Raw genomic sequence first — 15,499 nt, forward strand, 5'->3', positions numbered from 1 at the left:
CATCTGAACCTGAAAACCGGGGGTCATCCTGCCGAACAGGTATTCAGCCCGTTTTCTGTGCCTCTTTTTTCCGGCGCTCTTTTTTTCTATTATTTGAATATCTCCGGGTCGACGTTGAGAATCAGGCACGCCGTATCCCACACGCTCAGGTCCTTGCGCCAGTCGTAAAAATTATTCATCATCCGGGCGAAGCTGTCAGCCTCCCATTCGTCCATATCAACCCCCAGGTCGCTGAAAATCCTGATCAGCTCTCTGCCAAGCTTGACGCGCTCCGCGTCCTTCGTCGTACCGTACCAGCTCATCTCGCCGGCAGCCTGGAAGCGCTTTATTCTTTCTGCGTGTTTTTTCAGAGCTTTCGGCGCGGGGTCAATCTCCTCGAAAACCTGCTCGTTTTCCGACTGGACCTCAAACCATGCAAGGGCGAAATCCGGGTCCGGCTCCTCTATCCGCTCGACTTTAAGGGACGACGCCCAGCGTTTCAGATCACCGAGGTCTTCTTCGTTATCCTCGATTTCTGCGCTCTCGCCGCCGAATTTCGAGTGCTGGTAAAGGGTGACCCTGTACCCCGGACATACGGCGACGGAACAGACGCTGTCGTTGGGCAGACCGAATCCGCTGCCCAGGTCATATTCGCCCGGCGCAGGGATGTGCCACGCGACCCCCCGAAACTCCGGCAGCGAGTAGACGACGGCGACGAAATCTATTTCCCGGCCGCCGTTCTCCCCAGTTTCGTCATCGAACAGATCGCCTCTGCCTTCTTCGCCTTCGTTTTCATCTTCTCCGGACGTTGAGCCGCCCACGAATTTCATCCCCTCGAACCACAACTGGGTCCTGTCGGTGTAGTCGTCGAACGAATCCGCCTGGACCCCCGCCTGGACGAGGAAAACGTAGTCGTCAGTAAACACGCCGATCACCGCGAATTTTTTTGCGTCCCCGTTCTCGCCGATTTCGTACTCAGCGGTCAGGCACGGGTAGGAGAGCAATTCGGCGAAGTCCTCCGCCGCCGTATCGAACTCGATGTCGTCAGCGTCGCCGCCTCTGTTCGTTACGCTCTCCGCGATGGTTTCCTTCAATTTTTCGGGCGTCATTTCGTCGCCGGCGGGCATCCTGAAGACGCCCAGCACAAACCTGCCGTCGTCGATGGAGCGAATGTAGGTGACTTCGCCGTCCTCATCCGCGGAAAACTCGTCAACGTCCGCATCGTCCGGAAATTCCGGAATCCGAAGCCACAAACCTTCGACCCCCGCGTCCTCACCCGCCGCATACACCACAGAAGCGGAAAGGGAAAACAAAACCGCCGCGCAGAAAACGAAACACGATACTCTGAAAAACCTGCCTGTGTACTTCATACAACTCACTCCTCACAAATATGATTCTTTTGTTAGAAAATCGACCCGTAATCCGGTCCGTCCATCGCCCGGTCCACAAGCATCAGGTCGGCGAAGTCCGCCGGGCCGATACGGATTTCCGCCGCTCCGGGTTTCACGAACAGGATAAAATTGCAGTCCGTCCGGACGCTGTTGAACAGGTCATCGTCCACGAGCGCCCCGAATCTCATCGTACCGAGGCGGGATGTGAAATCGAACACGATATGTGTGTCCGTCTCCATCACCACCTCCAGTTTGTGTTGAGGCAGAGGCTGTACTCTTCGAAAAAAACCCGCCTGTGTCTCCACGGCATCCTCCCGGGTGAATGCACTACGGCAACGGTATCCCTGCAGCGGAAAGTAACCGGTTTTTTGTGTCGGGAATAGAGTTATCCGTTATGCACCATTGTATTGAGACCTGATTTTTTTGCCTCCCCCGAAAGGGGGGGTTTCAGGAGGGGTGACCATTAACTTCGGAATGCCGTATTTCGAAGGGAAGAAAAACACGATTTTCAGATCAAACCTGCCATCCGGAAGTTTGATGCGGAAGAAGAACAGGGGATACTGCAGGACCCTTTACAACGTTATTTTTTTCAGCTCCGCTCTCGAATGAATTCCGAGTTTGCCGTAAATGACCTTGCGGGCTGATTTTACAGTGTTTTCGGATATGAAAAGCCGGGCTGCGATTTCACCCGTTTGGAAACCTTCCTTCACCAACAGGGCGATTTCCCGTTCGCGGGGCGCAAGAGCCGACGTTCCGCCCTCCGCCTGTCTGACAATATTCGCCGCTCCTTCCGAAAATCTTTCACAGAGCGCGATGATGCTGTCCATTTTTTCCGAATCGAAAGTGCCCTTCAGTTCCACGAGCAGCGGCACAAGTTCGTTTCCGAACTCCGCGAAGGGAAGACAGACCCTGTCGGGCAGGGTCATCTCGAGCGCGGCAGATAGTTTCTCCAATGCTGCCCGTTTCCTTCCCTCCCGTTTCTCCGCCGCCGACAGATACAGGAGATGACTGACCCGGGGCAGCAGGAAATTCACCCTGCGGGACAGGTCCATCACCCCTTCGGTGAGGGCTTCGAGTTCCGTGTGGCGGCGGTCCGCCAGCAGCAGCGCGCCCAGGATGGAAAATGCGTACGGCCGGGCGTGAATGAACAGCATGTTGTTAATGCCGTCTGCGGTTAACAGCCAATCGGGAATTTCGTCCCGCTGGCCGAGAACGACGCCGAGAGAAGCCCGGGCCAGTTCGCCGAGCAGAAATACCGCCCTCTGGCCGGCGTTCCGTGCACGGGCCGTGAGTTCCTCCCGAAGGGAAATGTAGGCAGCCCTGTCCCCGCGTAAAATTGCAATTCTCGCCAAAACGAGTTCCGCGCAGATACGATTGCCGATCTGGTTTTCCTCCGAAGCGCGGTACACCGCTCTGTGGGCTGCGACTTCAGCTGCCCTGTCGTCGCCCCGCATGAGCATTGCCTCCGCGCGCATGACGTGCTCCCCGCCGGCGCCGTGTCCTCCGGAAATCGTCACGTAATAGGGCACGCACTCATCCATTACTTCGAGCTCCCTGTCCAGCTCGCCGGTTTTGCGCCAGTAAAGGGAGAACACCGACGAGCAGCCGAACGTCCACGGAATGTTGCCGCCGAAAAACGACGACCGGGGCGGACATTCCCCAGCCGCCTCGAAAAACCTCAGGGCCTCCCTGTGGTATGCGCTCATTTCCACGATGTCGTTGAACCTGGAGAACGACATCAGCAGCGCAAATTCGCCTTTTATTTTCAATACATCCCTGTCCTGGGGGCGGTTCGGGTCGTCCAGTATGGAACGTATCAGGCCTGCAAGTTCATGGAATTGTTCGCGCCGTCCGTTCCTGAACATGAAATAGGCCGCCATGACGAGGAACATGGGGTTCCCGCCGACGACCTCCGCCGGGCATTCCTTCACGAATCGTTCGAGAAAGCCGAGCATGCCGGCATCGAAATTATTGTAAAAATACCGCACGGTGAAAGGCAGCTTTATTACCGCCTCGTAATCCCCGGCCTCGAAATAAAAACGGGACGCGCCGAAGTAGTCTCCGGCTTCAGACAGGGCCATTCCCGCCCGGTGCACCAGCTCGCGCCGGATTTCGGGCTCGAATTCATCGAAACGGCTCCGCAGATAATCCCGCAAAAGGCTGTGCATGGAATACACGCCTTTGTCCTCCACGTACGGGATGAAAAAGTTTCCCCTCAACAGCCGGGCCATGTCGTCCGGGACGGACTGCCAATTCCCCATTATGGCCGCCTGTTTCAGGGTAAAGCCGTCGAGCAGGGAAAGGGCCGTCAGAAATTCGCGGCTTCTCTCGGGCACCCTGTTCCACACGGTATTTTCGATGAGGAAGTTCATGTCGTTCGTCTTCACCAGAGAACCCGTTCTTCTGTAGTTGTCGGTTTGGAGGCATATGGCGGCGATCCAGCCCTCGGAAACATTTTTTATGTACTCTATCTCTCTTCCGGAAATATCGATTTTTGCCCCTCGGCAGTATTGGGCGATGCTGTGCCGGTCGAACAGGAAATCCTTCGTGCCGATTCTGTGGATGTTGGGGTTGTGGACGCTCATGGGGCTTGCCGCAAGGGGCTGGGTGACGAAGACGATGTGGACATGGGGATTCGTGTGCACGGAGAAGGCATCCATCAGCCTGGACGGTATGGTGTTCCGGAAGAGCTGGTAATTGTCGATGACGAGAAATGTTTCTCTCCCGCAGACAAGTTCGCGCACCGACGCGGCAATGTCGGAGAGCGTTTCCATCGTCGGGGGGTACAGCTCCTTCAATTTCCGCGAGACCTCCCCGTCCACCTCCCCGAACATGCGGCAGATGCTTTCCCACGTCTTCGCCGGAGGTTCACCGAAGCAGGTATGCCAGACTGCGCGGGCGTTTCCGGGCAGGTTCCGCAGGAATTCCCTCATCGCGGTCGTCTTGCCGTAACCGGAGTCCGCTTCGATGGAAGTGACCGGATACTCCGGGATCGCGGCGAGGGCTTTTCGCAGATGTTCGGGAAAGTAGTACGGACACGGGGAGTTTTTTTCGGAAATTGTTTTGGAAGGCATCGCTTTCTCTCCTTCACGGACCGCCATATTCTGGGGAGCCGCCTGTCCCGTATTTCAGCAGTTTTCCGCCTGCCCGCCCTGGGACACGCACCTCTGGATGAACAGGTTCTTTTCCGCCGCCAGGTCCACCAGCACGGGATGGGGGTAATGGTTTCCGTCCCTGTCGGTCCGGAGGCAGACCCTCGGCTTCAGGATGCTCCGCTCGCCGGGAGCGGCCACCACGCCGCACCTGCCGTCGGAGAGCTCCACCTCCGTCCCCGGAGGATACATGCCGAAGGCGCTGACGAAGGTCCGCACCACCAGCGGATCCAGGTGATTTCCCGCGCTCGCTATGATCTCCGAAATTCCCTTGTACCCGGGAAGACGTTTCTTGTAGGACCGCTCCGACGTGATGGCGTCGTAGGCATCGGCCACCGCGGCGATCCTGGCGGCCATGGAGACGGACCGTCCCTCGAGACCGTCAGGGTAGCCGGAACCGTCCATCTTTTCGTGGTGATGGCGCACGATCTTCAGGACCAGGGGATCGTCGATCCCCGCCTTTTTCAGCAGCGCCTCCCCCACCTCGGGATGCCGCCGGATGAGGGCGAATTCCCCTTCCGTCAGTCGCCCGGGCTTGTTCAGAATTCCCTCGGGAACGAACTGCTTGCCGATATCGTGAAGAAGTCCGCCCACTGCCGCGGAGGCGATCACCCCGGTCTGTTCGGGAAAAAGCCGATGGGCGAGGAAGGCGCAGAGCAGCCCCACGCTGAGGGAATGGGAGAGGAGAAAATAGTCCCTCGGCCGTTCCCGGACGAGGCACAACAATATCCCGGGGTTGGCCGACACCGACTCGGCGAGAAACCGGCCGATGCGCAGCAGGGGAAAAACGTGGATGTTTCCGGGCGAACCGAAGAGGACGTCCTTGCAGTAGCTCGTCACGAACTGGAGGGTGGCCTCGAAAAGATCCCGTTCATCCCTGGCGGAAGGGCGCGTTCCGCTGCGGAATATGTCGAGGATCTCGTCCAGCGATTGTTCGGCCCGCTCCTGGACTGCGACACGGTCCACTCCCTGCCTGGCGAGAGTGGCGGCCAGGTTTCTGCGGCCCGGCGGCTCGATATGCGCAAAATCGGCGCCCTTCGGAAGAAGAAGAGCGCCCTTCGGAGACACCACATCCTCGGCTATGCGCCCGCAGAAGGTGGTGAGGTCCCAGACAGGAAGTCGAAATACGAAGGTGTCGAACATGAAGGCCCCCGGCCGATGATTTTGCACGCACTGTAGAGTATAGCATCCTGAACTGCATCCAACCTGAGAAAAAGCACCACCTTTTCCGTGACAATAGGTTCAGAATGAAAGCGAACCCGTCCTCCCAAAGCAGGACGGAAGGCCCGGGGCCCTCTGAGCGGACCGATGCGGTCAGCAGAAGAAATACGGACATGCCCCTTTTCCGCGGCAAAAGGTTCAGGAAGATCGAAAAGATGTTACCCCTGAACCTCAGAACACGCCCCGAAGCGGCAATGATTTCAGTTGTCGTTCCCGGCCGGCGGGAAAGGCATCCTCCAGGGAATCACCAATTCACGGAGCGGCCGTTTCACTTTGTGCCTGTTTATACTATTATTGGGGAACTATCCGGAACCTTTTTCCGAAAAGAAGCACCCGGACGGCAGAGAAGGAAAACACAGGGGGAAACGGCATGATCACCGGAGAAATCAAATCCCGCATCGACCGCATATGGGACACCATGTGGTCCGGGGGCATCTCCAACCCGCTCTCGGTCATCGAGCAGCTCACCTACCTGCTCTTCATCAAGCGGCTCGACGAACTCCAGACCCTGAAGGAAAGCAGGGCGGCCCGCACGGGAAAAATCCTGGACAATCCCGTCTTTCCCCCCGACCGGCAGCACCTCCGTTGGTCCCGCTTCCGGGACATGGCCCCCGAGCAGATGTACGGGGTCGTCAGGGACGAAGTCTTCCCCTTCATCAAGAACCTCGGCGGAGGAAACGGCGGCAACGGCGAACGAACCAGCACCTACAGCCGCCACATGAAGGACGCCATGTTCCTCATACCCGCCCCCAGGGTGCTGGCAAGCGTGGTGGACCAGCTCGACGCCGTCGACATGCACGACCGGGACACCAAGGGCGACCTCTACGAGTACATGCTGGGCAAAATTGCCACGGCGGGGCAGAACGGCCAGTTCCGCACCCCCCGGCACATCATCCGCCTCATGACGGACATGACCGCTCCCGTACCCGAGGACGTGATCTGCGACCCCGCCTGCGGCACGGCGGGCTTCCTCGTGGCTGCCTCGGAATACCTCGAAAAACACCACGGCGACGCTGTCTTCAGGGACGCCGCCTCCCGCCGCCGCTTCAGCGAGGCTACCTTCCACGGCTACGACTTCGACACCACCATGCTCCGCATCGGCAGCATGAACATGATGCTCCACGGGGTGGAGAACCCTGACATCCGGTATCGGGACTCCCTGGCCCAGTCCGGAGAGGACGACGCCGAAAAGTACACCCTCATCCTGGCCAATCCCCCCTTCGCCGGCAGCCTGGACTACGAGTCCACGGCAAAGGACCTGCTGCAGGCGGTGAAGACCAAAAAGACGGAACTCCTCTTCCTGGCCCTCTTCCTGAGACTGCTCAAGAAGGGCGGACGGGCCGCCGTCATCGTTCCCGACGGCGTGCTCTTCGGGTCAAGCAACGCCCACAAAAGGCTCCGCACCGCGCTGGTGGAGGAACATAAGCTCGACGCCGTCATCTCCATGCCCTCGGGGGTGTTCAGGCCCTACGCCGGTGTCAGCACCGCCGTGCTGCTCTTCACCAGGACGGGCTCCGGCGGCACGGACACCGTCTGGTTCTACGACATGCACAGCGACGGCTTCTCCCTGGACGACAAGCGCACCCTCCTGCCCGACAGCGACCTGCCCGACATCCTCCGCCGGTGGAAGAACAGGGATGCCGAGGGTGAGCGGAAGCGCACCGACAGGAGCTTCCTCGTGCCGAAGGCCGAGATTGCCGAAAACGGCTACGACCTCTCCATCAACCGGTACAGGGAAGTGACCTACCGGGCGGTGGAGTATGACCCGCCCCATGTGATACTGGAGCGCCTCGCCGCCCTGGAGGAGGAGATCGCCGGGGGGCGGAGGGAACTGGAGGAACTGCTGGGATGAAGTTTTGCCGGGAACGGGAGACTGATAAAGAGCCGTTTACCGAAATTCATCGCATTGGAGGGGGCACCATTTGAACGGTTGGCATTCTACAACTTTTCTTTCATCCGTTTGTGATATTGCAATGGGGCAAGCTCCTGATGGAAGTAGCTATAATTATGAAGGCAAGGGCTTTCCCTTAATTGCTGGTGCCGGTGATTTTGGTTTGCTAACGCCGAAACCACATAAGTATACAGATGCACCGACTAAGTTGTCCCAAGAAGGAGACATCATTCTTTGTGTTCGTGCTACGATTGGTGACCGAAACTGGGCCGATAGCCGGTATTGCTTGGGGCGAGGAGTTGCCGGTTTGAGGGCAAAAAACGACAAACTATTTCAAAATTATCTCTGGCATTGGTTGGGATTCATTGCTCCAGCACTAAAGGTAAAGGGGCGAGGAGCAACTTTCCTGCAAGTTTCAAAGCCTGACATTACCTCTCTTCAGATCCCCCTTCCGCCGATTGAGGAGCAGAAGCGGATCGCGGCGGTTCTGGACGCGGCGGATGCCCTGCGGGCCAAGCGCCGCGAGGCCATCGCCCAACTGGATGCCCTGCTGCAGTCCACCTTCCTCGACATGTTCGGCGATCCCGTCACCAACCCGAAGGGGTGGGATGATACTCACAAACTTGGCGAGTTGACAGATATTGTTTCGGGAGTAACGAAAGGTCGCAGGATAAACGGCCAAAAAACCCGTGAAATCGCATATCTGGCAGTTGTTAACGTTCAGGATCGATATTTGTCTCTAAAATCAGTCAAAACGATAGAAGCAACACTGGATGAGATTGCAAAATATTCTCTTCGCTTCAATGATATTTTGCTTACTGAAGGCGGAGATCCTGATAAACTAGGGCGCGGAAGCCTTTGGCATGAAGAGTTACGGGAATGTATCCATCAAAATCATATTTTCAGAGTGAGGGTATCGAACCCAGAAAAATTACATCCTGTGTTCTTGAATTGGCTTATCGGGAGCATCAGAGGAAAAACTTATTTTTTACGGTCAGCAAAACAAACTACTGGTATTGCATCAATAAACATGACACAACTTCGTGCTTTTCCGGTTCTAATTCCTCCATTCGACCTGCAGCGCCGCTTCGCCTCCATCGTGGAGGCGGCGGAACGCCAGAAGGCTAAAATGCGCGCCCATCTGGACGAACTGGATACCCTCTTCGCCTCCCTCCAGTCCCGGGCCTTCAAAGGGGAGCTGTGAAACGCCATGAATAAGGAATGCTTTCCCATCGACAACCTTCGGGAAGATATCGAAACCGAGGCCAAACTTGCTGCAGGGAAGGACGGTAAAGGTGCGCTGCCCTCAGATTTCTGGGCAACTTACTCCGCTTTCGCCAACACAGATGGAGGGATAATCCTGCTGGGTGTTTCGGAAAAGGAGAACGGCGTATTTGAAGTGGTCGGGGTGGAAGAACCCGGCCGTGTACTGCAGTCTCTATGGACTCTTCTGAACAATCCACAGAAGATCAGCCGTAACCTGCTCTCCGACGCTTCGGTGAGACAGTATCCCACCCGGAACGGCCGATGGGTCATCGAGATAGAGGTTCGGCGAGCGACACGGAAAGAACGCCCGGTTTTTATCAACGGCAATCCTCTGACCGGCACATACAAGCGCCTGCATTCCGGCGATTGTCGCTGTCTGGAGGAGGATGTGAAGCGAATGCTCGCCGAGCAGATGGAAGATACCCGCGACTCGAGGATACTACACGGTTTCAGCCTGGATGACCTGAACATGGAAACTGTAGATGCCTACCGTAACCGACTGTCGGCTGTGAAATCCGATCACCCTTTCCTTAGTGCGAACCCCCCCCGAATTCCTCCGAAAGCTGGGATGTTTCGGCAAGGATAGAAACACCGGTGAAGAAGGTCTTACCCTGGCCGGGTTGCTGATGTTCGGAAGGCAGGAGACGATTTTGGAAGCTCTCCCGTACTTCTTCCTGGACTACCGGGAAATTCCTGCCAGCGGAACAAAAACCGAGTGGACCGACCGTCTTGTTCCTGACGGTACATGGTCGGGTAATCTCTACGATTTCTACCGAATGGTTATTCTGCGACTCTTCCGTGATCTTAAGGTTCCATTCAGACTGAATCTCGACGAACGGCAAGATGATACTCCCGTACACAAATCGCTGCGGGAAGCTCTGGTTAATACAATCATCCACGCTGATTACTCACTCAGCACGGCGTTGTTGATAGTAAAGGGCCCAGACTACTTCGAGTTCCGCAATCCCGGGAGAATGCGCGTTCCCATGACGGAAGCCCTTGAAGGCGGGCAAAGCGACTGCCGCAACCGCATAATGCAGAGATTATTCAGTCTGATTGGCCTGGGAGAACAGGCCGGATCGGGAATTCCACGGATGCTTGAAAATTGGAAGTCCCAGCACTATCGCCCCCCGGAACTGTTCGAGAGTGTTCTGCCGGAATTCACCACAATGCGCCTCAGGACCGTCAGCCTCCTTCCTGAGCCAATTCTGGCTGAACTGCGGGAACATTTCGGAGAATCCTTCGAGAAGCTTAGCGTGAATGAACGCATGGCACTTGTCACTGCAAGGGTAGAGGGGTATGTGTCCAACATCCGGCTTCGACAGATATTTTCTCTCCATCCCCATGACATTACACTCCTTCTCAGGGAATTGGTTGGCAAGCACCTGTTCGAATCCGACGGAAAGGGACGGGGAATGACCTACCGTATTGCCGGTATTCGGCCAGTTGACCGAGGCAGCTCCATGCAGGCAAATGAAGAAAGCCCCACACATAGGGATCCCGGCTCCACACATAAGGATCCCGGCTCCACACACAAGGATCCCAGCTCCACACACAAGGATCCCGGCTCCACACACAAGGATCCCGGCTCCACACATAAGGATCCCGGCTCCACACATAAGGATCCCGGCTCCACACATAAGGATCCCGGCTCCACACATGGCGAGGTTGCAAGCGACCCCTGCGGCAACCCGGCACTGACAGGAATTGTTCAAAAAGTTCAAAGCAAGAGCAGAGCAAATAGAAATGATGTGCGATCGGCTATTCTGGCACTATGCAAAGAAGGTTTTCAGACTCCGCAACAGCTCAGCAAGCTTTTGAATCGATCTCAGGAGGGACTTCGAGAACGATATATTAAACCCTTAATCAACGAAATGCTTTTGGAACGCAGATACCCCTCTCAACCGAACCATGAACAGCAGGCCTACAGAACAAGGAGAAGGGAAGAATGAGCAACTTCGCCTTTCTGCCTGATGTTTTCAGATCCATAGCCGAATCAGCCGCCCGGGCGGAGGGGTACATCCGGGGCGACCCGAGGGCGGCGTGCTTCCATGCCCGGTTCACCCTCGAGGCTGCGGTGCACTGGCTCTACCGCCACGACCCATCCCTTTCCCCGCCCTACGACGACAGCCTCGGTGCCCTGCTCCACGAGCCTTCCTTCCAGAACCTGGTGCCCCAGGCGGTTTTCCAGAAAACCCGGGTGATCCGGAAGCTGGGCAACCGGGCGGTCCACGACGCCCGTCCCGTGACGGAATCAGAGGCGCTCCAGGCGGTGAAGGAGCTTCAACACCTCTGCTACTGGCTGGCCCTGGACGGAACCCGGGACCGGGAGTACAGGGTCACCGGAATGCCGAACCGGGAGGGAACGGGCTACGCTGATTATGTCCTCTGGGGCGACGACGGCAAACCCCTGGGAGTGGTGGAGGCCAAGAGGACCACCGCAGACCCGGAAAAGGGCAGGCAGCAGGCCAAACTGTACGCCGACTGCATCGAGGCCATGCACGGGCAGCGTCCGGTCATATTCTTCACCAACGGATACGAGACCTGGATCTGGGACGATACCGCCTATCCTCCCCGGCGGGCGGCGGGGTTTTATTCCAAAGACGATCTTTCCCGCCTCGTGACGCGCCGCACCCTGCGGAAGCAACTGGACGTGGCGGACGTACAGGAGGGCATCGCCGGCCGCTATTACCAGAAGCGGGCCATCGGGAGCATCTTCGCCCATTTCAGCACGTCCCGGCGGAAGGCCCTGCTGGTGATGGCCACGGGAACGGGCAAGACCAGGACCGCTGTTGCCCTGGTGGACGCCATGCAGCGGGCGGGTTGGGTGAAGCGGGCCCTTTTCCTGGCCGACAGGGTTGCCCTGGTGAACCAGGCGGTGGCGGCCTTCAAGAAGCATCTGCCCGAATCGGGACCGGTGAACCTGGTGACGGAACGGGACGGTGACGGGAGGGTGTATGTATGCACCTACCCCACCATGACCGGTCTGATCGACCGGTACGGGAACGGGGAAGGCCACTTCGGCCCGGGTTTTTTCGACCTGGTGATCATCGACGAGGCCCACCGGTCGGTCTACCGGAAATACGGCGCGGTCTTCCGCTACTTCGATTCCCTGCTGCTGGGTCTCACGGCGACTCCCCGGGAGGACGTGGACAGGAACACCTACGATCTGTTCGAGTTGGAGCAGGGCGTCCCCACCGACGCCTACGAACTGGAGACCGCTGTGGCGGACGGCTTCCTCGTGCCGCCGAGGGCTGAACAGGTGGACCTGAAGTTCCCCCGGGAGGGCATTGACTACAACACCCTGACCGACGATGAGAAGGTCCAGTGGGAGAGCCTCGACTGGGGCGACGAGTCGGAGGAAGGGCACCTTCCCGAGAGGGTCAACGCCGGGGCTGTGAACAACTGGCTGTTCAACGGCGACACGGCGGACAGGGCCCTCCGGTACCTGATGGACCACGGCCACAGGGTGGACGGAGGCGACAGGCTCGCCAAGACCATCATCTTCGCCCGGAACCACGAACACGCCGCCTTCCTACAGGAGCGGTTCGACCGGAACTACCCCCGCTACGCCGGACATTTCGCCCGGGTAATCGACAACACGGTAAAGTACGCCCAGAGCCTCATTGACGACTTCTCCGGGAAGGACAGCCCGCCCCACATCGCCATCTCCGTGGACATGCTGGACACTGGCATCGACATTCCGGAAGCGGCGAACCTGGTCTTCTTCAAGCCTGTCTACTCCCGGATCAAGTTCTGGCAGATGGTGGGCCGGGGCACCCGGCTCTGCCCTGACCTCTTCGGCCCGGGACTGGACAAGGAGGATTTCCGCATCTTCGATTTCTGCTGCAACTACGATTTCTTCGGGCTGAAACCCGAGGGCATCGAGGGACGGGACGCCCTTCCCCTGGCGGCCCGCCTCTTCTCGGGGAGGGCGCGGCTTCTCGGCCGCCTCCAGGCGGACCCCGGACTGGACCCGGAGGGAATTCTCCGCAAGAGCCTCGGGGATGTCCTTTACGGGGAAGTCCGCTCCATGAACCGGGAGAATTTCATCGTCCGCATGCACCTGGGGGCAGTGGATCGTTTCCGGGAACGGCCGGCGTGGGAGAGCCTCTCCCCTTCCGACCTCGGGACCCTGACCGAGGAGGTGGCTCTTCTCCCCTCGGAGACCGGGGAGGACAGGATCGAGTCCCGACTCTTCGACCTGACGGTCCTCCGGATGGAGCTCGCCCTTGCCGAAGGAGATCCGGCGCTGTTCGAGAAGCACCGAAGGAGGGTGACGGAAATCGCTTCGCTGCTGGAGGAAAAGGCGGCGATTCCCGCGGTGAAGGAGCGGCTGCCCTTCCTCGCCGCCGTCCAGGAGGAGAGCTTCTGGGAGGGCATCGGGCTGGAGCAGGTCGAGGAGGTCCGGCTGCAGCTCCGGGAGCTGGCCCCCTTCCTGGACAGGAAGAAAAAGACCGTGGTCTATTCGGAATTCACCGACGAGATCCGGGGTGTCAGGGAGGTCGGCGACCGTTCTCTGCCGAAGATGACCGGGGAGCAGTACGAGAAGAAGGTGAAGGAATATATCAGGAGCCACCCGGATCTTCTTGTCATTCACCGGCTGCGGAACAATCTGCCCCTGACGGAGACGGACCTCCGGGGACTCGAGGGAGCCCTGAGGGAGATCGGGGAGGAACACGGAGAGCAGCTTCTTCGCGGATTGCTTGCCAGGAAGGGCGCGCCTTCCCTCTCGTGGTTCGTCCGCAGCCTGGTGGGGCTTGACCGCACCGCCGCCCGGGAGGCCTTTTCCCGCTTTCTTTCGGACCGGAGCCTGACGGCGCCCCAGATCCGCTTCGTGGAGACGGTGATAGACCAGCTCACCGCCCGGGGCGTCATGGAACCTTCCGCCCTCTACGAGCCCCCCTTCACCATGCTGGATTCCCGGGGGCCCGACGCCCTCTTCTCCGGCAGGGAGAAGGTCATCCGGGGCATCTTCAGCGCCCTCGACGCCGCCCATCTCGGCCTGACGGGCCTCCGGGACACCTGGCGGGTGGCGGGCGGCGGAACGGAACGGGGTTCCGGAGACACTTTCGCGAGCGGGGAAGGAGCGGAAAAGTGACCGGCAAAGAAGGTTTCCGGCCTGCCCGGCGCTCCTTCAGGGGCTGACAGCAAAGGGAGCCCGGCGGAAGAATCGCCGGGCTCCCTCTTTGTTTTGCAGGGACTGACCGTTAAAAGCCGGGAACCGCCATGGTGTTCAGGGTCCCGATGGTGCCGTCGTGGGCATACTGGTACAGCCCGACGTGCCGCTCCCCATCCTTCGGGATGACCGTGACGAAGGTCATGGTGGGCGTGGCGTTCTTGTCGATCCAGGTGCCGGAGTTCACGTACAGCGCCTTCTTGCCGTCGTGGGTCTCCGAGGGGATCATCCTGGATTCGTGGCTGTGGCCGAAGATCACTATCCGCTTGTCGGACGCGGGGTTCCTGAAGTACTGCACCACCGCCTGCTCGTCCGTTCCCGCTGCGGAGGCCGACTTGACGAGAGCCTCCCGAACGGGAATTTTGACGGCTACTTTGTTGAGGACCTGCCGCTCGTCCCAGGTGTCCTGGATTCCCCTGAACAGGTTCACGTCGATACGGCCGCCCGCCTGGGCCTGGCGGGGCATAAGGTCGCTCATGGCGTAGATTTCGGAAAAGCCGTCGATGTTGGTCCTGATGATCTTTTCTTCGAAGTCTTCCTTTATGGGCAGTTCGTTCATCAGCCCCTCCCATATTTTCCAGTAGAGATATTCGAGGTCCTGGCTTTCGCCGAGGGAATTCGGCGTGACCGCCGGCCTGATTTTTGACGGCTCGGGTTTGCCTTCGACCACGGAGAGGGTGGCGATGCGGGTGAAGAAATACCCCGGAGGCAGGATGGAGCCGGGAGCTATCTCCCTGTTCGATAGAGGATCGGGAGCACAGAAGAAGTTGTACCGGTGGCCGTGCTCGATGGCAATCTCCGGATGTCCTTCCGGAGAGTAGGTTCCGAGCCCACGGACGTCCCGCGCCTCGGCGATTCCCGGAAAGACGGTCTGCATGCTTTCGGAATCGATCAGCAGGTCGTGATTCCCGGGGACATAGGTCACCCTGATCTTTCCTTCCCGTATGACGGCGTTGAAGGCGTCGACAACTTCCTGATTGTTGGCGGCGACGGCCTGGGCGAATTCTTTCTGGCTCTTTCCGGCGTAGGTGTCCACACCGGCGGGGATGAACCATTCGTCCAAAAAGTCGCCGGCGATGACAAGCTCCCTGACGTTCGGAGAGCGTCCGATCTTCCGGACAAAGTCCGCAAGAGGAGCCCGGTTCTTCTGGATTTCGGCGTACCGGTCGTCCATTCCCAGGTGAATGTCGCTGATGACGACGATGACGGACCGCTCTCCGCCGATCCCCGGAATGCCGCCCTGGTCGAGGGTGAAGGGGTACTTCGAGGGTGCGGCCTGCGGGGCGGAAGCGAAGCCGCCGGACGCGGTGCAGAGGAGTGCGGAGAGGATCATGATGCTCAGAATGCCGGCTTTTCTCATTGGATTTCAATCCCTTTCATGTGGAGTGTTATTGGACTACATCTTGGATAAAAAGCGTTT

Annotated in this window: 10 protein-coding genes; 5 read left to right on the forward strand and 5 right to left on the reverse strand. The window is 58.6% G+C overall.

Translation table 11 applies throughout. The features are described from left to right. Positions 1-89 precede the first annotated feature (89 nt). The 4 genes from C8D99_RS11190 to C8D99_RS11205 all read right to left on the reverse strand — a co-directional run bounded on the left by C8D99_RS11190 (position 90) and on the right by C8D99_RS11205 (position 5,665). Complete coding sequence (locus tag C8D99_RS11190) at positions 90-1,349, reverse strand: hypothetical protein (RefSeq protein ID WP_133958309.1); 1,260 nt, start codon at positions 1,347-1,349, stop codon at positions 90-92. A 32-nt stretch (positions 1,350-1,381) separates the two neighbouring features. Continuing rightward, positions 1,382-1,609, reverse strand: a complete 228-nt coding sequence (locus C8D99_RS11195) for a hypothetical protein (protein ID WP_133958311.1) — start codon at positions 1,607-1,609, stop codon at positions 1,382-1,384. A gap of 333 nt (positions 1,610-1,942) precedes the next feature. After that, positions 1,943-4,444, reverse strand: coding sequence for a winged helix-turn-helix domain-containing protein (locus tag C8D99_RS15565; RefSeq protein WP_166670151.1), 2,502 nt, complete (start codon positions 4,442-4,444; stop codon positions 1,943-1,945). 54 nt (positions 4,445-4,498) lie between these two features. After that, the gene (locus C8D99_RS11205; RefSeq protein ID WP_133958315.1) at positions 4,499-5,665 is read right to left on the reverse strand and encodes an HD-GYP domain-containing protein; all 1,167 of its coding nucleotides are present in this window, start codon (positions 5,663-5,665) and stop codon (positions 4,499-4,501) included. A gap of 448 nt (positions 5,666-6,113) precedes the next feature. Between C8D99_RS11205 and C8D99_RS11210 the strand changes: the two genes are divergently transcribed. The 5 genes from C8D99_RS11210 to C8D99_RS11230 all read left to right on the forward strand — a co-directional run bounded on the left by C8D99_RS11210 (position 6,114) and on the right by C8D99_RS11230 (position 14,001). Then, positions 6,114-7,595, forward strand: coding sequence for a type I restriction-modification system subunit M (locus C8D99_RS11210; protein ID WP_133958317.1), 1,482 nt, complete (start codon positions 6,114-6,116; stop codon positions 7,593-7,595). A gap of 70 nt (positions 7,596-7,665) precedes the next feature. Next, a complete protein-coding gene (locus tag C8D99_RS11215; protein WP_208321166.1) occupies positions 7,666-8,838 on the forward strand; it encodes a restriction endonuclease subunit S in 1,173 nt (390 codons plus the stop codon). 6 nt (positions 8,839-8,844) lie between these two features. Next, positions 8,845-9,486, forward strand: a complete 642-nt coding sequence (locus tag C8D99_RS11220; protein ID WP_133958319.1) for an AlbA family DNA-binding domain-containing protein — start codon at positions 8,845-8,847, stop codon at positions 9,484-9,486. A 40-nt stretch (positions 9,487-9,526) separates the two neighbouring features. Further along, complete coding sequence (locus tag C8D99_RS11225) at positions 9,527-10,852, forward strand: ATP-binding protein (RefSeq protein WP_208321167.1); 1,326 nt, start codon at positions 9,527-9,529, stop codon at positions 10,850-10,852. After that, positions 10,849-14,001: a DEAD/DEAH box helicase family protein gene (locus C8D99_RS11230; protein ID WP_133958323.1), complete on the forward strand. Its 3,153-nt coding sequence runs from the start codon at positions 10,849-10,851 to the stop codon at positions 13,999-14,001. The genes C8D99_RS11225 and C8D99_RS11230 overlap by 4 nt, the downstream gene beginning before the upstream one ends. Positions 14,002-14,110: 109 nt before the next feature. Here C8D99_RS11230 and C8D99_RS11235 read toward each other — a convergent pair whose 3' ends face one another. Further along, a complete protein-coding gene (locus C8D99_RS11235) occupies positions 14,111-15,439 on the reverse strand; it encodes a metallophosphoesterase (protein ID WP_208321168.1) in 1,329 nt (442 codons plus the stop codon). Positions 15,440-15,499: the final 60 nt, after the last annotated feature.

Origin of the sequence: Aminivibrio pyruvatiphilus (assembly GCF_004366815.1) — a bacterium.
Classification (GTDB): Bacteria; Synergistota; Synergistia; order Synergistales; family Aminobacteriaceae; genus Aminivibrio; species Aminivibrio pyruvatiphilus.